Raw genomic sequence first — 22,599 nt, forward strand, 5'->3', positions numbered from 1 at the left:
ATCAGGCCTCGACGAATTCTGCGCGACTGTTCTCCGGCAGATAGGAGACCAGCATCTCGCGGACGAGCGCCGGGCTCTTCGAGTCGCGGATCAGGAGAATGCCGTCGATGATCAAAGAGCGCGATACGTTCTCGTCTTCGAGTTTCACATGCAGCTTATCGGCGATCGGAAGCGCGAAGAGGTTGGCGATAAACGCGCCGTAGAGCGTCGCGAGAAGAGCGGTCGCCATGGCGGGGCCTAGCTTCGACGGGTCCGACATGTTCGCGAACATCATGACCATGCCGAGGATCGTACCGATCATGCCCCAGGCCGGCGCGCAATCGCCGATCGCACGGTAGACCTTCGATCCTTCCTCGAGATGAAGGAGGAAGATGTCGCGATCGCGTTCCATGGTCTCGCGGATGAATTCACGGTCATAACCGTCGGCAACGTAGCGGAGCCCCTGCGCGAGAAAGCTGTCTGCGACCTGCATGTTCTCGATCGCCATCGGGCCGCTTTTGCGCACCACCTCGGCAACCTGCGTGATCTCGGCGATCAGGTCATGCGGATTGTTGCTGCGAAGGCTAAAGGCATAGCGTAGACCCATCGGCAACCCGTGCACGATGACCGAGAAGGGAAAGCGCACCATCGTGGCAGCCATGGCGCCACCGAAGATGATGATCACCGCGTGCTTGTCGAAATAGGCCCCGAAATTTCCGCCATCGATCAGGATGATGGACACGACGGTTCCGATCCCGGCTATGAGACCTATGCCAGTCGCGATATCCATGAATTCACCTGACGCCTGCCCGATGCCCTTCTGGCAACACGGGCCAAGGTAGGTGCCGGCGCTGAAGGAAGGGTAAACCGCTCCTGACGTGGATTGGCAAAATCGCTTGCGGGTTCCGGCGCATCAGAGCAAGGGCGGCGTCTTTCACCCGTATTCGAGTGTTCTGACTGGGTTGCCTGACTGGCAGATGAGGACGATTGACCCACCCCGTCATTGCGAGCCGGAGGCGAAGCAATCCAGCCCTTCAGCCTCTGTGCCGCTGGATCGCTTCGCTCCGCTCGCGATGACGAGAGGGCAGGCTGGATACCGATGAGGTCTCCCTTGACCGCCAGGGGTGCCAAACCGCGATGCGCCGGAGGTCCCCTTCCTTCGGGCAAGTGAAACGGACGGCTCGACTTGCCGTTATTAAACGAGCTCGCCATCGTGCGGCTTATCATCTCAGGTTGCAGGCACCGCCGCATCATGTCGCTCTTTCGCCTCTACGCTCGCGTCCTCGGTCAGCTCGGGTCCGATCTGCGGGTCGGCATCATGCTCGCACTGGCGAACATCGCCCTCGCGATCGCGGCCTTCGCGGAGCCGATCCTGTTCGGGCGGATCATTGACCTTTTAAGCAGCGCGCAGGCCACGCGAGAGCCGGTCTCGTTCGGCAACCTGATGCCCCTGATCATCGCCTGGGTCGGTTTCGGGCTGTTCACGATCGGGGCCGGCGTGCTCGTCGCGTTGTACGCGGATCGCCTCTCGCATCGCCGGCGCCTCGCCGTCATGGCGTGCTATTTCGAGCACGTGCTCGAACTGCCGCTGGCGTTCCACACCTCGACGCATTCCGGGCGCGTCCTGAAGGTCATGCTGGAGGGCTCGAACGGCATGGCCTGGCTGTGGCTCGGCTTCTTTCGCGAGCATTTCGCCGCCTTCGTAGCCCTCGTGATCCTCTTACCCCTCACTGTTTTCCTGAACTGGCGCCTCGGCCTGCTGCTCGTCGTGCTCGTGGCGGTTTTCGCGGTGCTCACGGCCGTCGTGCTTCGCAAGACCGAGACGCTCCAGGGCTCCGTCGAGAGCTACCATTCCAGCCTTGCGGAGCATGCCTCCGATGCCCTGGGGAACGTGCCGGTGATCCAGTCCTTTACGCGGGTCGAGGCGGAAACACGGGCTCTGCACGGCATCATCCACCAGCTCCTCCAGGCCCAGAATCCCGTCCTGTCCTGGTGGGCCCTGGCTTCCGTCGCGACGCGGGCCTCCGCGACGATCACGGTTACCGCGATCTTCCTCGTCGGAACCTGGCTTCACCTCAACGGGCTCGCCAGCATCGGTCAGATCGTGTCGTTCATGAGCATCGCGACGATGTTGATCGGCCGTCTCGAACAGGCGGTGAGCTTCACGAACCAGCTCTTCATGCAGGCTCCGAAGATGCGCGAGTTCTTCAGCATCCTCGACACTGCTCCCGCGGTGCACGACCGCCCGAATGCGAAGGTCATCGATCGCTTTGTCGGCCGCGTCGCCTTCGAATCCGTCAGCTTCTCCTATGACGGCAGGCGCCCGGCGGTGCTGGACGTCTCCTTCACCGCGGAGCCAGGCGAGACGGTTGCCCTCGTGGGCGCGACGGGCTCGGGCAAGTCGACGACCCTCGGGCTCCTTCACCGCGCCTTCGATCCGCAATCAGGCTGTATCCGCATCGATGGCGACGACATTCGCGACATTGCCCTGTCTTCGCTGCGCCGCAATATTGGAGTCGTCTTCCAGGAGCCGATGCTGTTCGCGCGCTCGATTCGCGAAAACCTCCAGGTCGGACAGCCGGACGCGACCGATGCGCAGATGATCGAAGCTCTGGAGCGTGCGCAGGCGAGCGAGTTCATTGTCAGGCAGACGGAGGGCCTCGATACGATCATTGGAGAGCGGGGGCGCTCTCTCTCGGGAGGCGAGCGCCAGCGTCTTTCAATCGCGCGCGCGCTCCTCAAGGACCCGCCGGTGCTGATCCTCGACGAGGCAACCAGCGCCCTCGATGCTGCAACCGAACGCAAGCTGCAACTTGCGCTGGACGAGGTCATGAGGGGCCGGACGACCTTCGTGATCGCCCACCGGCTCGCGACCGTCCGCAACGCCGACCGTATCCTCGTCTTCGACCAGGGGCGCATTATCGAGACCGGCACCTTCGACGAACTCGTCGCCAAGGGTGGGCGTTTCGCCGAACTCGCCCGGGCCCAGTTCATGGTAGAAGAAGAGCGCCCGCGGACACGGATCCGGGCAAGCGAGGTCGCCCAAACCTGAGGGGTGGGATGAGCGCTGCGCCGCCGCCCGGCTTCAAGGCGTTCCGCCGCAAGGTGAACGGCATTGTCCTCGAAGGAGTCGAGGGCGGTCCCGCCGACGGTCCGCTCTGCATCCTGCTGCATGGATTCCCGGAGTTCTGGTGGGGCTGGCGTCATCAGCTCGAGCCGCTGGCCGCAGCAGGATCCCGGGTCATCGCACCGGACCAGCGCGGCTACCGTCGAAGCTCGAAACCGGTCTCGATTCGCGACTATCGCCTCCCTGATCTCGGCGAGGACATCGTCTCGCTCATCGAGGCCTCAGGATGCCGTGAGACCTTCATCGTTGGTCATGACTGGGGAGGTGTGGTCGCCTGGTGGGTAGCGGCGCGCCGGCCCGATCTGGTTTCGGGACTCGTCATCCTGAACGCACCGCATCCCGACGTGATGCGGCCGTACCTGACGGAGCATCCGACGCAGCTCCTGCGCAGCGCATACGTGCCGTTCTTCCAGCTTTCCTTCATTCCGGAAGCGCTTCTGCGCGCCTTCGACTTCGCATTGCTGAAGCAGGCGCTGTGCCGGACGAGTCGCCCAGGAACGTTCTCGGACAGGGATCTTGAGATCTACGCGAATGCATGGCGCGAACCCGGCGCACTGTCGGCGATGCTGAACTGGTATCGGGCTTTACGTCATGAATCCCCTGAGGCCGGAGTCGTGCCGGTCAGGACACTGGTGCTGTGGGGCGAACGGGACGAAGCCCTTCAATCCGGCCTCGCGCCAGCCAGCCTGAACCGGTGCAAGGATGGTATGCTGCGACGTTTTCCGGACGCAACGCATTGGCTCCATCTCGAGGAGCCGAAGGCGGTGACAGCCGCCACCGTCGAGTTCTTGAGGGAAGCTACTCGGCCGCGCGCCGGGGACGTACCGTCAGGGGCGTGATCTTGAGGGCGGTGATCCGGTTGCGCGATTTGCGCAGCACTTGGAACCGGAAGCCGTGGAAGGTGAAAGCCTGCCCGGCATCGGGAATGGCGCGTGCTTCATGGATGACCAGTCCGGCGATAGTGGTCGCCTCCTCATCCGGCAGGTGCCAGTCGAGGGCGCGGTTGAGATCGCGGATCGGCACGGAGCCGTCGACATTCACGGAACCGTCCGGCTGCGGGCGGACGCCCTGCAGCGTGATGTCGTGCTCGTCCCGGATGTCGCCGACGATCTCCTCGAGGATGTCTTCGAGCGTCACGAGGCCCATGACCTCGCCGTATTCATCGACGACGAGCGCGAAATGCGTCTTCTTGGCGAGGAAGGCTTTGAGCTGATCACGCAGCGATGTCGTGTCGGGCACGAACCAAGTCTCGAGCGCGATGGCTTCGACGCGCAACTGGCTCGCATCGCCCCCGACGGCATCAAGTGCGCGCAGCAGGTCCTTGGAATGCAGGACGCCGATAATGTTTTCCTGACTCCCGCGCCAGAGGGGCAGGCGCGTATACGGAGAGGACAGCACTTCGCGCACAATCTCCTCGGGCGGCAGATCCGCATTGATCGTTCGCATCTTGGTGCGGTGGACCATGACCTCCGAGACGGTGAGATCCGCAAGATCGAGCAGGCCTCCGAGCATGTCGCGCTCGTCCTTCACGACGCCGCCTTCCTTGTGCAGGAGGTCGACCTGTCCGCGAATTTCTTCGGTCGCCGAGAGGATCGGTTGGTTCGCGCCGATCCGGATTCCGAACGGCCGGAGCATAAGCCGCACGAGGCGCTCGACGGCGAGCGCCAGCGGTCCCAGCACGGCGACGGCGGCGGAGACGAAGCGCGAGAGCAGAAGAGAGGCCGCATCCGGCGCCGTGATCGCGAGCGTCTTCGGCAGAACCTCGGAGAAGACGATCACGAGGACCGACATGATGACGGTTGCATAGAGCGCGCCGTGGTCGCCGAAGATCCCGACCAGCACGCTCGTCGTGAAGGCGGATACACCGATATTGACGATGTTGTTGCCGATCAGCATCGACCCGATGAAGCGCTCGCGCATGTTCAGGAGGCGCGTGACGATCCGGGCCCTCGGATCGCCGGCCCGCTCGAGGCCGTGCATGCGGGCGCGCGACGCCCCCGTGAAGGCCGTTTCCCCGGCCGAGAAGAAGGCGGACAGGATCAGGCAGGCGATCACGATCGGAATCGCGAACCACGGATCGAGGGACGTGTCGTCAGTCATGAATGGTCAACGCATTGTCTCGGCCAACCGGCGAGATGGGCTGGCGTCTTTTGTTTCGGCGCCGGGCCAGATCGGCCTGGTCGAGCCGGAGAGGTACCTCGGCCGTCTCAGGATCCGATATCGTTCGGTGCTGGCCCCGCCCAAAGGCGGCCGGAGCGCCTCAGCGCGCCGCTTCCTCGCTGAGGAACGCGCGCACGGCATCCGCGGGCACGCGAGGGGCGATGAAGCTCTGTCCGATCCCTCTCGCGAGAATGAAGGTGAGGGCACCGTCCTTCACCTTCTTATCCTGCGCCATGGCGGCGAGGACATCGTCGACGGAGCCCCAGCCACCCGGGATCTGAGCCGGCCGCACCGGGAGGCCGACACTCTCCAGATGAGCGACGACCCGCTCCGCGTCGGAAGGCGGGCACAATCCCTGGCGCACGGAAAACCGGTACGCGAGAGCCATGCCGATCGCGACGGCCTCGCCATGAATCAGCCGTTCCGGATCATAGCCGGCGATCCGTTCGAGCGCGTGCCCGAAGGTATGGCCAAGATTCAGGAGGGCGCGGTCGCCCTCCTCGCGCTCGTCCCGGGCGACGATGGCCGCCTTGGCGCGGCAGCACTGGGCGACGGCCTCGTCCCGCTCCGCGCCGCCGGCGAAGATCGCGGGCCAGTGCCGTTCGCACCAAGTGAAGAAATCGGGATCGTCGATCAGCCCGTACTTCACGACCTCTGCGTAGCCGGCCCGCATCTCGCGCGCAGGCAACGTGTCGAGGAGGGCCGTATCGGAGATCACGAGGCTCGGCTGGTGGAAAGCGCCGACGAGGTTCTTACCCCAGCGTGAATTGATTCCGGTCTTCCCGCCGACTGACGAATCGACCTGCGCGAGGAGAGACGTCGGGATCTGCACCAGCCGGACGCCCCGGCGCACGATCGCGGCCGCGAAGCCCGCGAGATCCCCGACGACGCCGCCCCCGAGGGCGACGACGAGATCGCCTCGCTCGATGCGCGCGGCGAGAATGGCGTCGCAGACCCGCTCCAGTTCGGCAAAGGACTTCGAGCCCTCTCCTGGTGGCACCACGACGGTCTCGGTTCGCAGGCCCGCTTGGCCGAGAGCGGCCCGCAGCTTCGCGCCGTGGCTAGCCTCGACATTCCCGTCCGTCACGACCGCGGCGGCACGGGCCTGCAGCGCGGCGAGGAGTTCGCCCGCCCGTGCGAGAAGGTCCCGGCCGACGAGAATCTCATAGCTTCGGTCGCCGAGGGCAACGGGAACGCGGATCTCGTTTCCTTCGGGGAGTCTGGGCGCAGGCGAGGTGCTCACGGCGCGACCTCGCGACTTTCGTCGAGCCACCTCGTGAGGGCGCCCGTGATGTCCGAGACGATCCGGTCGTGCGGAGCGTCATAGGACTCGATGGTCAGGTCGGACTCTCCGTAGACGGGATAGCGTACGTCGATCAGTTTCCTCATCATGCCTTCGGGGTCCGGTGTCTGGAGGAGGGGGCGGTTCGAGCGGCGTCGCACCCGGCGCATCAGGACGTCGAGGTCCGCCCTCAGCCAGATCGAGATCCCCCGCTCGGCAACGCGCTGGCGGGTCTCCTCGCTCATAAAGGCGCCGCCTCCGGTCGCGAGCACGATCGGTCCTTGCTGGAGGAGCCGTGCGATGACGCGGCGCTCGCCGTCGCGGAAGTAGTCCTCGCCATAGACCGCGAAGATCTCGGGGATCGTCATCCCGGCGGCCGTCTCGATCTCCTGGTCAGCGTCGAGGAAGGGCAGGCCGAGCTTCTGGGCGAGACGACGGCCAATCGTGCTCTTCCCCGCGCCCATCAAGCCGACGAGCACGAGAGACCGCCCGCCAAGCCGGCGGGTGAGGGGATGTATGCCTGCGGCGTGACCCAGGCCGCGCTCGCTCGGCGGAGGGAGCGCGTGGGGGCCGCTCATCTCGTTCATGTTCCTATCCGTAGCACGAGAGGAGATGCCGGCAAGAGTGGAGCGTGGTCGTCGAGCCCTCTGGCAACGGGAATGCGCCCGGAATCTCCACCTCTCTCCTTTAAGAATTCGGCACCCGCCGGCATGTGGCTCGGAGCTGCTGGCGTGTTCCGCGCGGCTTCGTATCCGGCATTCGGTTTTCGGCTGTGGCCACGCTGCTCTTGCCATCGGGGAGCGCCCATGGTGTAGGGTCCCGAACTTGCTCGAGATCTCAGTGCCGACCCTTTTCCGGTTTCTTTTCGTTATCGCGATCATCGCCGGTCTCGTCTACGCAGCCATGTTCGCCCTCGCGACCCTGGTGGAGCCCGAGCCGCGCGAGATGACCATCACGGTCCCGAACAATCGCCTGTCGGGACGATGATTGCCCGGCTGCGTGGCCTCTCGAAGTCCCGTCGTCCGGAGGGCATCGTTCCGCTCCGCTGCATGTCACCTGCGTCATGAGTGCCGGACGCCACGCGGACCTGTTTCTCGACATGCTGGCCGCAGAGCGGGGCGCCGCGCGGAACACCCTGGAGGCCTACAGGCGGGATCTCGTCGATTATCTGGATTTCTGCCGAGAGGCCGGGATCGAGCCCGCCCGCGCCAAGGCGAGCCATATCCGGGCCTTTCTCGCGAGCCTCGACGAACGGGGATTGAAGGCGACCTCGGCGGCCCGCCGGCTCTCGGCCGTGCGGCAGTTCCACAAGTTTCTCTATACCGAGGGTTATGCCCCCGAGGATCCCACGGCCGCCATCGGCGCCCCGAAGCGCGGCCGAGGGTTGCCGAAGACCCTGTCCGTCGACGAAGTCGACCGCTTGCTCGCCGTGGCGCAGGAAGGCGCAACGCTGGCCGAGAGCAGCGGAGCCCGGCTGCGCGCGCTGCGCATGGCCTGCCTCCTGGAACTCCTTTACGCGACGGGTCTGCGTGTCTCCGAGCTCGTGGCCCTCCCATTGCGGGCCGCCAAGACCCGGGACCGCTTCCTGATCGTGCGTGGGAAGGGGAGCAAGGAGCGCCTCGTTCCGCTGACCGATGCCGCGCGAGAGGCCTGCCGGGCCTACGTGGCCGAACTCGAGAAAGCCGACCGCGTTGGCGGCGCATGGCTCTTCCCGGCCGATAGCGAGAGCGGGCACCTCACGCGACAGGCCTTTGCCCGGGATCTCAAGGTGATCGCTGCTGCGGCCGGTCTGCGCACCGACAAGGTAAGCCCGCACGTCCTTCGCCATGCCTTTGCGAGCCATCTCCTGCAGAATGGTGCCGACCTCCGCGTCGTGCAGGAGCTCCTTGGGCACGCCGACGTGTCGACGACGCAGATCTACACACATGTCCTCGACGAGCGCCTGAAGAGCATGGTGCGGGATCTGCATCCGCTCGCGCAGAAGGAGTGATCGGCAGTCTAGTCGGTTGCGCTCCGCACCGGCGAGGCCAGTCAGAGCGACCACGGCGGCGATCTGGTGACGGGACGGTGCACCTTGGATCACTTCGCTCCGCTCGCGACAACGGTACGGACGCGATAGCGCGAGGAGCACGACCGAGAGCGGCATGGCGCCGGACACGCTGCGTCATTGCGAACGAAGTGAAGCAATCCGGGCTTCGAGTGGGGTCCCTGATACGACCCAGTCACTCTGCATCAGCACGGGAACCCGACCTTGGCCGTAGCCGTTGTTTTTCTCTCGGAGGAATCGCGATGCGCGTCGGGCTTACTGGTTTGATACTCCTGTCGATGTGCTCGGCTGCCGGTGCCGCGGACTACCGCCAAGAGCTCGTCGGTTTCGTGGAGCCCTACGTCATCGAGGCTTATCCGCCCGTTCGCATCATTCGCGAAAGACCGCTTCCCTGTGCCCGATGCCGTGGCGATTTGCTGCCCTGGGGAGGGCTGCGCAAGACCTACAAGGTGGGGCTCCCCTGGGGCGGGTTGCGGGACGATTGCGCGCCCGTCCGGCCCGTGCGGAGAACCGTGATCTCCGTGAAGGGATAGCGTCGGCTCCTCTCAGCCGCGCCGCAGCAGGAAGACGGCCTGCTCGCCGAACATGTTCCAGAACCACCAGGGAAGGACGACCTGGATCGGCCGGCCTCCTGCGTTCAGGGCCACGGCTCTCTCGATCCGGGCTCCGACCTCCCGGCAGAGCTCCACGAAATCGCGGATCGTGCAGAAGTGGATGTTCGGCGTGTCGTACCACGAATAGGGCAGGTTGCTCGTGATCGGCATCCGGCCGCGGGTGAGGAGATCGAGCCTAACCTTCCAGTGGCCGAAATTCGGGAAGGAGACGATCGCGTGCCGGCCGATCCGCAGGAGATGCTCGAGCACGACGCGCGGCTGCCGCGTCGCCTGGATGGTCTGCGAGAGGATCACGTAGTCGAAAGCGTCGTCCGGATAATCGGCAAGATCCGTGTCGGCGTCGCCCTGGATCACCGGCAGGCCTTTCGCGAGACAATCGCTGACGCCTTCGCGGGACAGTTCGATGCCGCGCCCGTCAGTGCCCCGCCGCTCCTGCAACAAGGCCAGAAGCGTGCCGTCGCCGCAGCCGATGTCGAGCACCCGGGAGCCTGGCGCCACCATCTCGGTCACGAGCAGGAAATCGAGACGTGTCTGCGGAGCCTCGATCATGCGATGCCCCGGGCACGGGCAGCGGCATCGATGAAGCCATGCGCCGCTGCGAACATCTCGGGTTCGTCGAGCAGGAAGGCGTCGTGGCCCTTGTCGCTCGCGATCTCGACGAAGCCGACGGAGGCCCCGGCGGCATTCAGGGCATGCATGATCGCGCGGGAATCGGCGGTCGGGAACAGCCAGTCCGACGTGAACGAGATCAGGCAAAACCGCGTGCGGCTTCCCTGGAAGGCGCGGGCGAGCACGCCGCCATGCTCGGCGGCGAGATCGAAGTAATCCATTGCGCGCGTGACGTAGAGATACGAATTCGCGTCGAAGCGCTCCACGAAGGTGAAGCCCTGGTAGCGCAGATAGCTCTCGATCTGGAAATCGGCGTCGAAGGAGAAGGTCGGTGCGCTCCGATCCTGGAGATTGCGCCCGAATTTGCGGTGCAGCGCCTTCTCGGAGAGATAGGTGATGTGGGCTCCCATGCGGGCCACGGCGAGTCCCTTCGTCGGGCGCGTCCCCGCTTCGAGATAGCGTCCGCCGCGCCAGTCCGGATCGGCCATGATGGCTTGGCGGCCGACCTCGTGAAACGCGATGTTCTGCGCCGAGTGGCGCGCGGCCGCCGCGATCGGCAGAGCGCTGAACACGCGGTTCGGATAACGGGATGCCCACTCGAGCACCTGCATGCCGCCCATCGATCCGCCGGCGACGCAGAAGAGGGTTTCGATCCCGAGCCGGTCGATCAGCTTCGCCTGGGCGCGCACCATGTCGGCAATCGTCACGACGGGGAAATCGATGGCGTAGGCTCGCCCGGTTGCAGGATCGCGTGAGGCCGGCCCGGTCGTCCCCATGCAGCCGCCGATCACGTTGGCGCAGATCACGAAGAACCGGTTGGTATCGAGCGGCCGGCCGGGGCCGACCATCGTCTCCCACCAACCTGGCTTGCCGGTCACCGGATGGATGTTCGCGACGTGCTGGTCGCCCGTGAGGGCATGGCAGATCAGGACCGCGTTCGAACGGTCCTCGTTGAGGACGCCATAGGTCTGATACGCGATCTGCCAGGGTGCGATGGAGACACCAGCATCCATCCCCAGGGGCTCATCTGGGCCAAAATGGGCAACGAGGCTGGCGGGGGCGTCGATCTGGCTGGTCGGCTCGGCGAACAGCCGTTTCGGCTCGGTCACGGTCATGTCGTTCGGTTACACGAACGCACCGGTAGAAGGAACGGATACGTCCGTCAACGAAGCGGGGTCCGAAAGTGGCTTCCATCCCTTGGCAGGAGCCCTCCGGCTTGCGAAAGGATGGCCGCGTATGGCTGGACGTTTCATGACCGCGAAATCACCTGCTCCCGACCTCTCGACCCTGAGGGCCGAGATCGATCGCCTCGACGAAGCGATGCACCGTCTCCTGATGGAGCGCGGCAGGATCATCGATCGGCTCATCGCGACGAAGGGCACTTCCGAATCGGGCCAGGCCTTCCGGCCGGGCCGGGAAGCCGCCATGATGCGGATGCTCGCCGCCCGGCACGCGGGCCTCCTGCCTCTCGACACGGTCGAAGGGATCTGGCGGGTGATCATCGCAACCTTCACCTACGTTCAGGCCCCCTTCTCGGTTCACGCGGACATCTCCGGCGGGGACGCGCCTATGCGGGATTCGGCGCGGTTCCATTTCGGTTTCACGGTCCCCTATGTGGCCCACGCCACGGCCTCCGATGTCATCGAGGCCGTGGCCAGCTCCCGGGGAGACCTCGGCATTTTCCGCCTCGATCAGGGTGCGTCGGCCGGAGCCTGGTGGCGTTCGCTCATCAGTGCCGGACGCCCGCGCATCATCGCCCGGCTGCCCTTCATCGAGCGCCCGGACCACCCCGCGGGAACGCCCGTCTTCGTGATCTCACAGCCCCTGGCCGAGGCGGCGGTTCGCGACGAGATCCTGTATGCGATCACGTTCGAGCGCTGGAACAGGGCGGCGGCAAAGGCTCTCGACCGGCTCGGATGCGAGGTCATCGCCAGTGCGGCCGATCCGATCGGCCTTTCCGGCCTCGTTGCGGCTCCGGGCGCGCTGATGCCGGAAAAGATTTCGGCTGCGCTCGCCGCTGCAGGGGCCCATCCCGGACCCCTCGTGGAGGTCGGCTCCCACGCGAGTCGGTTCAGCCTCGGTGGGGAGAGCCGCTGAGCCTCACGCGCGAGATTTCCAACGCTGGGATCGGGAAGCGCTCGGTGAGCTGCGGCCGGTGCATGTCCGACCAGCTGATTTTTGAGGACGCGCCCTCTCCCCTTCACCCAAAAATGTTCTAGACCGCTCGCGCAAAGCGAGACCAAGGACCCTGTCATGAGTGCCGCCGTTCGACCCCAGCCCCGCCCGGGCGTCCTGCAGATCGAGGCCTATGTGCCGGGCAAGAGCGCCGCTCCGGGCGTGTCGAAGGTCCATAAGCTGTCATCGAACGAGACGCCGCTCGGACCTTCTCCGAAGGCGCTCGCAGCCCTGCGCGCCCTCGACCATTTCGAACATTATCCGGACGGCGCGGCCTCGAAACTGCGGGCTGCGATCGCTGCGCGGTACGGGCTCGATCCCGAGCGCATCGTCTGTGGAGCCGGCTCCGATGAACTCCTGGCGCTCGTCACGCATGCCTATATCGGCCCGGGTGACGAGGGCCTGTTCACGCAGCATGGCTTTCTCGTCTACCGCATTGCGATTCTCGCAGCCGGGGGGACGCCCGTCGTCGCTGAGGAACGGGACTATCGCGCCGACGTGGATTCGATCCTCGCGAAGGTGACGGATCGCACCAAGGTCGTCTTCCTCGCAAATCCCAACAATCCCACGGGAACCTATCTGCCGTTCGACGAGGTGAAGCGGCTGCATGCCGGATTGCCGCCGCATGTCCTCCTGGTGCTCGATGCCGCTTACGCCGAATACGTGCGTCGCAACGATTATGCGTCGGGTCTCGAACTCGTCGCGACATCCGAGAACGTCGTGATGACGCGGACCTTCTCCAAGATCCACGGACTCGCGAGCCTGCGCCTCGGATGGATGGTGGGGCCTGCCCATGTGATCGACGCGATCAACCGCATCCGCGGCCCCTTCAACGTCAACGGACCGGCCCTCGCGGCAGGCATTGCCGCCATCGAGGATGAGGCGCATGTCGCCGCATCGATCAGCCACAACGACACGTGGCTGGCTTTCCTGACGCGGGAGATCGAAGCGCTCGGGCTCACGGTGACGCCGAGCGTGGGGAACTTCCTGCTCGTGCATTTTCCGAACGAGCCCGGCCGCACCGCCCGTGAGGCCGACGCTTTCCTGACTTCGCGGGGTCTCGTGCTGCGGCGGGTCGATGCCTACGGGATTCCGGGAGCTTTGCGGCTGACGGTCGGTACCGAGGAGGCTAACCGCCTCGTCGTATCTGCGCTTCGGGAGTTCCTGAAGGGAGCGAAGTCTCATGCCTGAGCGGCTCGGGCCACCCGCGGAGACGCCGCTCTTCCAGCGTCTCGCGATCATCGGCTTCGGCTTGATCGGGTCCTCGCTCGCGCGCGCGGTACGGCATCTCCGGATTGCGCGCGAAATCGTGGCGATCGATCAGAGCCCGGCTGTGCTCGAGCGCATCGAGGCGCTCGGGCTTGCCGACCGTGCGACCGGAGACGCACGTGAAGGCGTGACCGGCGCCGATTTCGTGATCCTGTGCGTTCCCGTAGGAGCCTATAGCGCCCTTGCGGAATGCATCGCCTCAAATCTCGAACCCGGCACCATCCTTTCCGATGTCGGCTCGGTTAAAGGCTCCGTCATTCGGCAGGTGGAGCCGCATCTGCCGGCGGGCGTTCATTTCGTGCCGGCGCATCCCGTGGCGGGAACGGAATATTCGGGTCCCGATGCAGGTTTCGCGACCCTCTTCCTGAACCGGTGGTGCATTCTCACGCCACCCGACGGGGCCGACGCGCAGGCGATCGAGAAGGTGCGCCAGTTCTGGTCTGCCCTGGGATCGAATGTCGAGATCATGACGGCGCAGCATCATGATCTCGTCCTCGCGATCACGAGTCACGTGCCGCATCTCATCGCCTATAATATCGTCGGCACGGCTGCGGATCTCGAGACGGTGACGCAATCGGAGGTCATCAAGTTCTCGGCCGGCGGCTTTCGGGATTTCACGCGCATTGCCGCATCCGATCCGACGATGTGGCGCGACGTCTTCCTGCACAACAAGGATGCCGTGCTCGAAATGCTCGGGCGGCTCAACGAGGACATCGCCCTTCTCGCCCGGGCGATCCGCTGGGGTGAGGGCGACAAGCTCTTCGACCTGTTCACCCGCACCCGGGCGATCCGCCGCGGGATCATCTCGCTCGGGCAGGAGACGGCGGAACCCGATTTCGGGCGACGACGCGAGACACCCTGATCGGCAGCGGCAATTGCAGTCGACGATCCGGACGATTCATTCTGATCGAGAAACACCATCGCGAGTACGAGCCGTCAATATAACGGCGGCAGGCGCAAATTCGGGATCGCGAAGGGGCCGATGAGAACGCGGCCGTTTTCCAGCTGCAGCGGCGGCAGCGGCGTGAGACCGTTCGCCGGGCCCGTGCCGGGCTCTGGGGCTTGCCCCAGGATGGCACCGAGGAGCGCTCCCGAGCTGCGATTGCCGGTCAGGCGCGAGATCAGACCCGTAAGGCCGGCGGCGGCAACGTTGAGCTCGCCTTCGAGCCGGTGCAGCTCGTCGAGCTGCAGGCCGCCCTTGGCCTGGAGCCGGCTCGTGCCTTTGGAGAGAGACAACATCAGGATCTCTAGCTTGCCGTTCGCTTGGCGCCACCGCTCGAGCTCCTGGGCAATGGGGCGGCCCCGGAAACCCTCCGCCTCGGTGGCCGTGAGGTCGACTGCGAGATCCGCTGCCTCATTGCCGCCGAGCAGCTGATCGAGGAGAGGGAGCCTCGTACGGACGGTGCTCAGCGCGACATCATAGGCCTTCTCGGCCGGCCGGCGGGGATTGGGCCGCAGATGAGCCTCGAGGTGCTCGCTTTCGAGTCGCAGCAAATCCGGCGCGACCCCAGTGATCTCGATACGAGGGCGTTCGGTGACCAGCGAGGCGCGCTGGAAGCCACCCTGGATGCCATGGAAGCTCGTTTCGAGCAGATCCCAGGCGCCGGTGACGGAGATGGTGTCGTCGCTCAGCCGGAAAGGACCTTCGAGGGACGTGATGATGTGGCGCGGCTTGTAGACCTGAGCGACGGCGAGGAGGCGGCCGGCCGACGCCGTGACCGGCCCACGCTGGAGTGCGACCGTCTTGCAGGAAACCTCGATTCGGAATGGGTAACCGCTGACGGATCTGTCCTCGCAGGTCCATTGCCGGCCGGCTGCGGCCTCCACGGCCAGGAATCGATCGATTGCGGAGACAGCACGATCGCGCACGACGAACCATCCCGCGCTCCAGGCAATGGCGATGAGAATCAGAAGCGTGAAGGGTGCGTAAAGCCAGAACCTGTTGCGACGGGTCGCCGAGATGTCGTTGCTTGCCATGCAAATCTCCTCTGCGCTCGATGGGCAGATTTCTTTAGTCGCATTGTCGGAATCTCACCTGCGCTCCGCGTTGCAGGCTTTTGGCGGTGCCGGCTGGATCCGCCATCCCATGCGGTTGGAAAATTCGTCCGTGATGTAAAGAGGCCGATACCACCCCGCGCGAAAACGCTATAGCCCCGGATCCCGGCAGAGATCGGGCGAGGACCTCAATCAGAATGGACACGACCGGCGCAGGCGCTGCTGATCTGTGGGTGTTCGGATACGGGTCTCTGATGTGGAGACCCGGCTTCCCATTTGTCGAACGACGATACGGCCTGATCCATGGCTATCACCGGTCTCTCTGCGTCCTGTCCCATGTGCATCGCGGCACGCCCGAACGGCCGGGGCTGGTGCTCGGGCTCGACCGAGGCGGGTGCTGCCACGGGGTCGCTTTCCGGATCGCAGCAGAAGAAGTCGCCGGGACGGTCCACTACCTGCGTGAGCGCGAGCAGGTGACGGGTGTCTACCGCGAGCGGCATCTGCCTGTCCGGCTCGATGACACGCGCCGCATTACGGCCTTGGCCTATGTGGTCGATCGGGCTCACCCGCAATATGCGGGACGGCTCCCGGACACCGAATTGCTGCGCCTCGTGCGTCAGGGCGAGGGCGTTTCCGGCCCGAACACGGATTACGTCCGCTCGACCTACGAGCACCTGCAGGCGATGGGGGTCGTCGACCCGATCCTCGCAGGTCTGGCCACCAAGCTCGTTTGATCCGGTTCAGACCTCGGAGCGTTGTCTGGGGCGCCGTCCGCCGCGCATGAGGTCCCTGACGATCGCTTCTCGCTCTCCGGCATCGTCCGCAAGGCGGTGAATGTGGATCTCGGTTGCACCCAGATCCCGCGCGCGCGCAAGCCACTCGGCATTACGCGCCTCGCATTCCGAAGCTCCGATCGCCACGGCTTCCAGAATGCGGGCGTCTCCACCGGGCATCCGCCGCACGGCGAGCATGATGGCTTCGGTCGCGCCAAGTACGCTCGCCTCATCGGAAAGGGAATGTACGCCGACGACATAGCGCTGGCCCGACCGTCCGCGCCAGGACGTCAGCAACAGACCGATATGCCGCAATCCGGACGCCGCCTTCAGGCGCTCCTCGCGGACCATCGCGCTCACCATCCGTTCCTCCAGCAGCGACTGCATGCCATCCCCCAAACGAATGTTCGTGATTTGTTCTCAACTTAGCCGGAGGACCGTCGCTGCGTCAAGAAGCGCCTCGCGTCAGAGAGAGGGAAGGGCGCTCGCCCTTGGCACCAAGGCTTGTGAATATCCAGCGCACCCGAGGCGCGACTGTCGCATGATGGACATGCTGTCGGCCGCTATGCCCCTGGCGCCGGGGCCAGCGGACCGAGTTCGCGCAGGCCCTCTTCGAGGAGCCTGTTGGAGCCTTCCTCGAGACGCGCTTGGAGCTGGCGGAAAAACTCGTCGCGGGGGAGGCCGGGCGGGATCGGGTCGAGCACTTCGACTACGATCGTGCCGGGCCGGCGCAGGAACTTGCGCCGCGGCCAAAAGAGTCCCGAGTTCAACGCGACTGGAAGGCAAGGAGCGCCGATATTCCTATAGAGATGCGCCACGCCGAACTTGTAGGCCGGCGGCGCTCCGGGCGGACGGCGCGTCCCTTCCGGGAAGATGAGGATCTGGCGGCCCTCCCGCACGGCCTCGCGCGCACGGAGATTCAGCGCATTGAGTGCGGAGGACCCGCCTTTCCGGTCGATCGCCACGCTCTGGGCCTTCCAGGCATACCATCCGAAGAGCGGGATCCACATCAACTCGCGCTTCAGGACGAAAACGGGATCATCGAAGATCCGCAGAAGGGCGAAGGTTTCCCAGAGCGACTGGTGCTTGGCTGCCACGATCAGGCCGCCGGGCGGGATCTTCTCGCATCCCCGGAACTCCACGCGAGTGCCCGCGACGACACGAAGGAGGAACAGGGAAGAGCCGGCCCAGAGCCGTGCTGCCTGCATGAAGACAGGCCTCGGCAACAGGAGCGTCGGGCTGATGGCGATCATCCAGACGATGAGATTGAGATAGTAGAGGGTGTTGAAAGCGAGAGAGCGGAAGACGAGCATGGGGCCGGGTTGGGAAGGGCAGGCCCGTTTAGGACATTTTCGGCCACATGGGGAACGGGCCTGACGACAAAGTTCGCATTCTCAGGGGGCCAGGAAGGCCGTTTCGGTGAGTTGGAAGCTTCCGGGCCGGGGATGCGTGGGGAGATAAGCCTGCTCGAAGCAGGCTCCTCGCTATTCCGAGCTGTCCTCGGTCAGAATCTTGACGGGCTCACCTCCGAAGAGGGTGGTCGCAGCGGAGGTCTCCGGGTCGCCTTCGAGCAGCCGGCGCAACCGCATCACCACGAACTTCACGTATTCCGATGCGAGAAGCCGCGCCGTTGCGGGATCGTGCCACCAGGTCGCGGGGTCGAGGTTCGGGGTCACGACGGAATGCGGGATCTTCCGCAGGTTCGGCATCACATGGTCGAGCTCGTCGAGAGTCCGCGGCATGTGATAGGCCGAGGTGACCACGATGAGTGAGCGGAACCCATTCCGTTCCGCCCAGCGCCGTGTCTCGATCGCGTTTCCGATCGTGTTCCGCGCCCGGTAATCGAGGTCGACACAACACTCGACGAGGCGACGCTGGCCGGGATTGAGGCGAGCGATCTCCTCCCGGCTCGTGCGCTCGTTGACTCCCGAAATCAGAAGACGATGGGCATAACCCTGGGCCAGGAGATCGATTGCATCGCCGATCCGCTGGGCGCCGCCCGTCAGAGCGACAATGCCGTCCGCCCGCTCGGCCGGGAGCCGCTCGAGCCGCTCGAGAGACTGCACGAAAACGAGGAAGCCGATTGCGAAGGCAAGAACGGTGGCCGTCGACGATACCGCGACGCCGAGGAGCGCAGCGCGCAAGTGACGGCCGGTGCGCCGCGCCGGAGCCGGCACGGCACTCGCCGCCTTGCTCCAGCCCCAACCAAGTGGCTCAGGCATGCGGACGACACCGAACGATGCGACGTTGCGCAAATGTGCGTTCATGGGAGCGAGGATAGGGGCGAATAGGGCAGCGTGGAGGCAGGTCGCTCGGGAAACCGTGAAGGCAGGTCATCCGGGAAACCTATGTGCCGTTATCGTTAACAAATCCAACTCGTGGAGCGCGGAAACCAAGACCGTATGCGCCGTTAAGAAACCGGCAGCCGAGAGCCTATACGCCGTTGTCGCTGAGAAATCGCCTGACCGTCACGCGGGAGACGATGCCGGCGATCGCGGAAACCATGAAAGCAATGAGAACAATGATGGCATAGCCCCGCCAGCCGATCGAGAAGCTCCCGAAAAGCGCCTCGATCTGGTCACCTGCCGGACTCGCCCGCCAAGCCTGTGCCAGCAGGCCGAACAGGATTGTCAGAAGGAGCGCCGCCGCAGCCCCGACGATGCTGCCGCGCAGGCCGAGCCGGAAGAAACGCCGCTGGAATTCACGCGCAATGTAGTCGTCATTCGCTCCCACGAAATGCAGCACTTCAACGACCTCCCGGCTGCCCGCCATGGCGCCGCGGGTGGCGAAGATCACGGCCAGAGCGGCCGCAGCAAGCACCAGGGCGACCAGCGCCAGACCGATTCCCACGACGGTATTCGCCATTGTGGACAGGCGCGACACCCAGAGAGCGTGGTCGTCGAGGGACGCCCCTGGAACCTGGTTCCGCAATTGCTCGCGGAGTTCCGTGAAGTCGGGTCGCGCCTCGTCCGCAAGCTGCAACACGATCAGGCGCGGCACCGGCAGATCGCTGAAATCGAGGCCGGTTCCGAGCCAGGGCTCGAGCAGCCGTTCCGAGTCCGCCTGAGTAAAGGGCTGGGCGCTTTCGACGCCTGGGACGGCGCGCGCGAGGGCGGCCGCGCGCTCGACATCGGCCTCGATCGGGCGCTGCGCGTTCGGGCGGATCTGAATCGTCACTTCCCGAGTGACGGCAGCCCGCCACTCGGCCGAGCTTGCCGCAACGAGTTCGGCCCCGCCCGCGCAGAGAGCGGCCAGGAAGGTGAGAATCCCGATCACCGCCGCGAGCGCCCGTCCGCCAGTGGTGTCGACCGGCACGAGCGGCGCGCCACGGCGCAGAGTCGCCGGCAGGGGCCGCATTTCGGGAGTTGGCCGGGAGGGTTCCTCTTCCAAGACGTCCTGGTCGTAGATCTCATCCATGGGCAATCGCCGCTCTCACGCTCCATCTCGGCAGGATGCCTGCCCTCCAGTGGGGGATCGTGACCCAGCCATAGACGATCCACCGCGACAGGTCGCCCCGGCCGGATCCGATCCATGGCGAGGACATCTGCACGGCGACCTCGGCGCTGCGACCCCGCGGGCCCGGTGCGAGCAGCTGGCCAATCAACCGATCTGTCCTTTTCGAGTTGCTAATCGTCGATGTGGAGTTGTCCATCGCCGAGGACGAGCCGGCGTGCATCGACCTGGTCCATGAGCGTGAAATCGTGGGTTGCGATCACGACCGAGGTTCCGAGGCGATGCAATTCCAGGAAGAGACGCAGGAGGCGCCGCGCCAGGGGAGGATCGACATTCCCGGTCGGCTCGTCGGCGAGAAGAAGATCCGGACGTACGATGAGTGCGCGAGCAATTGCCGCACGCTGCTTCTCACCGCCGGACAGGACGGGTGGGAGGACATGCATCCGGTCTCCGAGCCCGACCCAACGAAGGAGTTCGACGACCTCGGACCTGTAGCTTGTCTCTTCGCGGCCCTGCACGCGCAACGGCAGCGCCACGTTCTCGTAGGTCGTGAGGTGATCGAGGAGGCGGAAGTCCTGGAACACGACGCCCATCCGCCTCCGCAGCTCCGTGAGTTCCTCCTTGGAGATGCGCGAAACATCCTGCCCGAACAGGGACACGAGGCCACGGGTCGGCCGCACCGACAGGAGGATCACGCGCAGGAGCGTCGTCTTCCCCGCGCCCGACGGGCCGGTGAGAAACTGGAAAGAGTGTGGTTCGATCGAGAATGTCAGATCGCGCAGGACCTCCGGACCCATTCCGTATCGGACGCCGACATTCTCCAGATGGACGGCCGGAGGCCGGACTTCGAATTCGTTCTCGAACAGTGCTTTCACCCGAACTTAACCGCGAGGGGACGATAAAACCGGCATGGAGGCTCGCGCCCACCGGCCCTGATTCGCCATGCTCATCGTCTGTCCCTCCTGTGCAAGCGAATATACGATCGATCCGGCGAAATTGGGCACGGACGGGCGGCGCCTGAAATGTGCCATCTGCCGGGATATCTGGTTCTGCCGCTCTGACGGGACTGCGGGTGACATGCCCTCCTCGGCCGCGCCTGCGCTCGATGCGGCATCGGTCGGGCCGCCGCAACCGGCTGGCCGGGCCCGGCGGCTCTCGATGCTCGCGTTGTGCCTTGTCCTCGCAGCCGCGGCTATTCCGGTAGCACCGCTCATTTTCCCCCGCATCGAGGCCCTGGGCGAGGCGCTCGCGGTTCCTCTCACGCTCGACGGGATCGACCCGGTTCTCTCGCAGGACGGCCGCGAATTGGTGGTCCGCGGCGTGATCGGCAATGCGGGAAGCCGGGAGCACGGCATCCCGACCCTTGAAATCGCCGTCCAGAGCGGGGATGAAGAGGTGCTCGCCAGTTCGACGCATGCGCCCCCGAGACCTGTTCTGGGGCCGGGCGAATCGGTAGAGTTCGAGGTCCGAGTTCAGTCCCCGCCTGCGGACGGGCGCCAAGTTCGGGTTCAGTTCACGCGCTCGGGCCTTGCGGTTGCGTCGCGCTTCCTTCGGGATGGATCCTTATGACAGCTCCGCGACGCGTTCGCGTTCTTTTTGACGAAGCCACCATCGCCCGGCGCAATGACGAGCTGGCGCGCGACATCGCCGCCGCCGAGCCCAAGGACCTGCTGGTCGTTGCGGTGCTCAAAGGCAGCTTCATGTTCGCGGCAGACCTCATCCGTGCGCTCCATCGCGTGGGTTTGGACCCGCAGGTCGAGTTCATCCATCTGTCGAGCTACCGCGCGAGGACCAGTTCCTCGGGACAGGTGACGATCCTGCGCGATGTGGAAAGCGACGTGAAGGGTCGCGACGTGCTGCTCGTGGACGACATTCTCGAGTCCGGGCGTACGATCGTCTTTGCGAAGGATCTCCTGATGGCCCGCGGCGCTAGGCGCGTCCTCACTGCCGTTCTCCTGGAGAAGCCCGGCAAGCGCTCGGTCTCGATCGATGCGGATTTCGTGGGGTTCACCTGCCCCGACGTGTTCGTCGTCGGCTACGGCATGGACATCGCGCATGCCTACCGCCAACTCCCCTTCGTCGGGGTCGTCGATCATCTCGACAGCGAGCCCGACCTCTTCGGCGGGACGTGAGACATGGCCCGGGTTCTTCTGGTCGATGACGAGGAGCCGGTTCGCGCGCTTCTGAAACGCGGCCTCGAGATGGACGGACATGTGGTCACCACGGCCAGCGATGGCGGAGACGGGCTCGATCGCCTGCGCGAGAATCCGGGCTCCTTCGAGGTTCTCGTGACCGACATCAGGATGCCGGTCATGGACGGGATCGCCCTCGCGCTGGCCGCGAAGCGCGACGAGCCGGCTCTCGAGATCATCCTGATGACGGGCTTTGCGGATCAGAGAGAGCGCGCCAAGAATCTCGAGGTGATCGTCGCCGACGTGCTCACTAAGCCGTTCGGCCTTGCGGATCTGAGAAATGCCGTCGCAAGGCTCGTGAGCTGAAGATCTCCGGTGATGTTCAGGCGTTGAGCCACCATATCGATGCGTTCAGGGCGGTCGCGTAGCAAACCCATGCTGCGTAGGGGACGAGAAGCCATCCGCTCAATGGATCGACATTCATGAAAGCACGGACCGTTGCCGCGATGGCGAGGAGAAGAAGCAGGATGACGATGAGCCCGGCGGCAGGGCTCTGCAATGCGAAGAATGCGAATGACCAAACGGTATTCAGAGCAAGCTGAATGGAAAATGCCAGAATGGCATTCCGCCGGTCCCGGCCCGTTTGCACGAGCGCGAGAATGCGCCACGCTGCGAGCCCCATCATCGCATAGAGCACCGTCCAGACGGGTGCGAAGACCCAGTTGGGCGGCGTGAAGGCAGGTTTCTCGAGCCCTGCGTACCAGGTCGGGATGTTCGGCGTCGTTGCGACACTGCCGAGAAAACCAGCGCCAACGACCATCAGCCCAGCCAAGAGGGCGTTCCGGCCGGGATCAGCGGGTCGTGGATTGAGCGGAGGTGTGTTGCGCAACTGATCGGTTCCCTGTGCGATGGCAAGTTCACTCGGATGTGTTCCGGTGTCCTGCGCCGATATAGGGCGCCAGATCGGGCTACCGCCTGCGTGTC

Annotated in this window: 25 protein-coding genes; 12 read left to right on the plus strand and 13 right to left on the minus strand. The window is 65.1% G+C overall.

What is annotated here, in order from left to right:
- Position 1: 1 nt before the first annotated feature.
- A complete protein-coding gene (locus BN1233_RS03010) occupies positions 2 to 769 on the minus strand; it encodes a motility protein A (RefSeq protein WP_046861946.1) in 768 nt (255 codons plus the stop codon).
- A gap of 462 nt (positions 770 to 1,231) precedes the next feature.
- Between BN1233_RS03010 and BN1233_RS03015 the strand changes: the two genes are divergently transcribed.
- Positions 1,232 to 3,031 (plus strand): glucan ABC transporter ATP-binding protein/ permease, encoded by a 1,800-nt coding sequence (locus BN1233_RS03015; RefSeq protein ID WP_046861947.1) that lies wholly within the window; start codon positions 1,232 to 1,234, stop codon positions 3,029 to 3,031.
- Between the two features lie 8 nt (positions 3,032 to 3,039).
- On the plus strand, positions 3,040 to 3,945 hold the full coding sequence (locus BN1233_RS03020; protein WP_046861948.1) for an alpha/beta fold hydrolase: 906 nt from the start codon (positions 3,040 to 3,042) through the stop codon (positions 3,943 to 3,945).
- Here the strand turns inward: BN1233_RS03020 and BN1233_RS03025 are convergent.
- The 3 genes from BN1233_RS03025 to BN1233_RS48205 all read right to left on the minus strand — a co-directional run bounded on the left by BN1233_RS03025 (position 3,905) and on the right by BN1233_RS48205 (position 7,135).
- Complete coding sequence (locus tag BN1233_RS03025; protein ID WP_046861949.1) at positions 3,905 to 5,206, minus strand: HlyC/CorC family transporter; 1,302 nt, start codon at positions 5,204 to 5,206, stop codon at positions 3,905 to 3,907. The two genes, BN1233_RS03020 and BN1233_RS03025, sit on opposite strands and share 41 nt — an antisense overlap.
- 160 nt (positions 5,207 to 5,366) lie before the next feature.
- Positions 5,367 to 6,509: a 3-dehydroquinate synthase gene (gene aroB / locus BN1233_RS48200; RefSeq protein WP_046861950.1), complete on the minus strand. Its 1,143-nt coding sequence runs from the start codon at positions 6,507 to 6,509 to the stop codon at positions 5,367 to 5,369.
- Positions 6,506 to 7,135, minus strand: coding sequence for a shikimate kinase (locus BN1233_RS48205; protein WP_425311670.1), 630 nt, complete (start codon positions 7,133 to 7,135; stop codon positions 6,506 to 6,508). The genes aroB and BN1233_RS48205 overlap by 4 nt, the downstream gene beginning before the upstream one ends.
- Positions 7,136 to 7,388: 253 nt before the next feature.
- On the opposite strand from BN1233_RS48205, the gene BN1233_RS03040 reads away from it, so the two are divergent.
- The 3 genes from BN1233_RS03040 (at position 7,389) to BN1233_RS03050 (ending at position 9,128) form a co-directional block, all read left to right on the plus strand.
- Positions 7,389 to 7,535 (plus strand): hypothetical protein, encoded by a 147-nt coding sequence (locus tag BN1233_RS03040; RefSeq protein ID WP_046862428.1) that lies wholly within the window; start codon positions 7,389 to 7,391, stop codon positions 7,533 to 7,535.
- 76 nt (positions 7,536 to 7,611) lie between these two features.
- On the plus strand, positions 7,612 to 8,538 hold the full coding sequence (gene xerD, locus BN1233_RS03045) for a site-specific tyrosine recombinase XerD (protein WP_046861951.1): 927 nt from the start codon (positions 7,612 to 7,614) through the stop codon (positions 8,536 to 8,538).
- Between the two features lie 299 nt (positions 8,539 to 8,837).
- Positions 8,838 to 9,128 carry a hypothetical protein gene (locus tag BN1233_RS03050; protein ID WP_046861952.1) on the plus strand — a complete coding sequence of 97 codons (291 nt, stop codon included), beginning with the start codon at positions 8,838 to 8,840 and terminating at the stop codon, positions 9,126 to 9,128.
- A gap of 12 nt (positions 9,129 to 9,140) precedes the next feature.
- Here the strand turns inward: BN1233_RS03050 and metW are convergent, their stop codons facing one another.
- Positions 9,141 to 9,758: a methionine biosynthesis protein MetW gene (gene metW, locus BN1233_RS03055; RefSeq protein WP_046861953.1), complete on the minus strand. Its 618-nt coding sequence runs from the start codon at positions 9,756 to 9,758 to the stop codon at positions 9,141 to 9,143.
- A complete protein-coding gene (gene metX, locus BN1233_RS03060) occupies positions 9,755 to 10,831 on the minus strand; it encodes a homoserine O-acetyltransferase MetX (protein WP_244470843.1) in 1,077 nt (358 codons plus the stop codon). Before metX ends, metW begins: the two co-directional genes overlap by 4 nt.
- Positions 10,832 to 11,069: 238 nt before the next feature.
- On the opposite strand from metX, the gene BN1233_RS03065 reads away from it, so the two are divergent.
- The 3 genes from BN1233_RS03065 (at position 11,070) to BN1233_RS03075 (ending at position 14,124) form a co-directional block, all read left to right on the plus strand.
- Entirely contained in the window at positions 11,070 to 11,915 is an 846-nt protein-coding gene (locus BN1233_RS03065; protein WP_046862429.1) for a chorismate mutase, read from the plus strand.
- Between the two features lie 156 nt (positions 11,916 to 12,071).
- Positions 12,072 to 13,184, plus strand: coding sequence for a histidinol-phosphate transaminase (gene hisC, locus BN1233_RS03070; RefSeq protein WP_046861955.1), 1,113 nt, complete (start codon positions 12,072 to 12,074; stop codon positions 13,182 to 13,184).
- The gene (locus tag BN1233_RS03075) at positions 13,177 to 14,124 is read left to right on the plus strand and encodes a prephenate/arogenate dehydrogenase family protein (protein WP_046861956.1); all 948 of its coding nucleotides are present in this window, start codon (positions 13,177 to 13,179) and stop codon (positions 14,122 to 14,124) included. The genes hisC and BN1233_RS03075 overlap by 8 nt, the downstream gene beginning before the upstream one ends.
- A 74-nt stretch (positions 14,125 to 14,198) precedes the next feature.
- Here BN1233_RS03075 and BN1233_RS03080 read toward each other — a convergent pair whose 3' ends face one another.
- On the minus strand, positions 14,199 to 15,239 hold the full coding sequence (locus tag BN1233_RS03080) for a DUF2125 domain-containing protein (RefSeq protein ID WP_046861957.1): 1,041 nt from the start codon (positions 15,237 to 15,239) through the stop codon (positions 14,199 to 14,201).
- Positions 15,240 to 15,454: 215 nt separating this feature from the next.
- Between BN1233_RS03080 and BN1233_RS03085 the strand changes: the two genes are divergently transcribed.
- Positions 15,455 to 15,991 carry a gamma-glutamylcyclotransferase gene (locus BN1233_RS03085; protein WP_046861958.1) on the plus strand — a complete coding sequence of 179 codons (537 nt, stop codon included), beginning with the start codon at positions 15,455 to 15,457 and terminating at the stop codon, positions 15,989 to 15,991.
- 6 nt (positions 15,992 to 15,997) lie between these two features.
- On the opposite strand, the gene BN1233_RS03090 is transcribed toward BN1233_RS03085, so the two are convergent.
- From BN1233_RS03090 to ftsE, 5 genes are all read right to left on the minus strand, one after another.
- Positions 15,998 to 16,417: a hypothetical protein gene (locus BN1233_RS03090; protein ID WP_048708840.1), complete on the minus strand. Its 420-nt coding sequence runs from the start codon at positions 16,415 to 16,417 to the stop codon at positions 15,998 to 16,000.
- Positions 16,418 to 16,593: 176 nt separating this feature from the next.
- Positions 16,594 to 17,343 (minus strand): lysophospholipid acyltransferase family protein, encoded by a 750-nt coding sequence (locus tag BN1233_RS03095; RefSeq protein ID WP_046861959.1) that lies wholly within the window; start codon positions 17,341 to 17,343, stop codon positions 16,594 to 16,596.
- Between the two features lie 171 nt (positions 17,344 to 17,514).
- Positions 17,515 to 18,252 (minus strand): YdcF family protein, encoded by a 738-nt coding sequence (locus BN1233_RS03100; protein WP_046862431.1) that lies wholly within the window; start codon positions 18,250 to 18,252, stop codon positions 17,515 to 17,517.
- A 211-nt stretch (positions 18,253 to 18,463) separates the two neighbouring features.
- Complete coding sequence (locus BN1233_RS03105) at positions 18,464 to 19,387, minus strand: cell division protein FtsX (RefSeq protein WP_052763701.1); 924 nt, start codon at positions 19,385 to 19,387, stop codon at positions 18,464 to 18,466.
- A gap of 269 nt (positions 19,388 to 19,656) precedes the next feature.
- Positions 19,657 to 20,349: a cell division ATP-binding protein FtsE gene (gene ftsE / locus BN1233_RS03115; RefSeq protein WP_046862433.1), complete on the minus strand. Its 693-nt coding sequence runs from the start codon at positions 20,347 to 20,349 to the stop codon at positions 19,657 to 19,659.
- 76 nt (positions 20,350 to 20,425) lie between these two features.
- On the opposite strand from ftsE, the gene BN1233_RS03120 reads away from it, so the two are divergent.
- From BN1233_RS03120 to BN1233_RS03130, 3 genes are read left to right on the plus strand one after another with little or no spacing between them, the layout of a single operon-like run.
- Positions 20,426 to 21,052 (plus strand): zinc-ribbon domain-containing protein, encoded by a 627-nt coding sequence (locus tag BN1233_RS03120; protein WP_046861961.1) that lies wholly within the window; start codon positions 20,426 to 20,428, stop codon positions 21,050 to 21,052.
- Complete coding sequence (hpt, locus tag BN1233_RS03125; RefSeq protein WP_046861962.1) at positions 21,049 to 21,615, plus strand: hypoxanthine phosphoribosyltransferase; 567 nt, start codon at positions 21,049 to 21,051, stop codon at positions 21,613 to 21,615. Before BN1233_RS03120 ends, hpt begins: the two co-directional genes overlap by 4 nt.
- Before the next feature lie 3 nt (positions 21,616 to 21,618).
- Complete coding sequence (locus BN1233_RS03130) at positions 21,619 to 21,981, plus strand: response regulator (RefSeq protein ID WP_046861963.1); 363 nt, start codon at positions 21,619 to 21,621, stop codon at positions 21,979 to 21,981.
- Between the two features lie 16 nt (positions 21,982 to 21,997).
- Here BN1233_RS03130 and BN1233_RS03135 read toward each other — a convergent pair whose 3' ends face one another.
- Positions 21,998 to 22,504 carry a TspO/MBR family protein gene (locus BN1233_RS03135; RefSeq protein WP_046861964.1) on the minus strand — a complete coding sequence of 169 codons (507 nt, stop codon included), beginning with the start codon at positions 22,502 to 22,504 and terminating at the stop codon, positions 21,998 to 22,000.
- Positions 22,505 to 22,599 lie beyond the last annotated feature (95 nt).

Source organism: Microvirga massiliensis (assembly GCF_001006805.1).
GTDB classification, from domain to species: Bacteria; Pseudomonadota; Alphaproteobacteria; order Rhizobiales; family Beijerinckiaceae; genus Microvirga; species Microvirga massiliensis.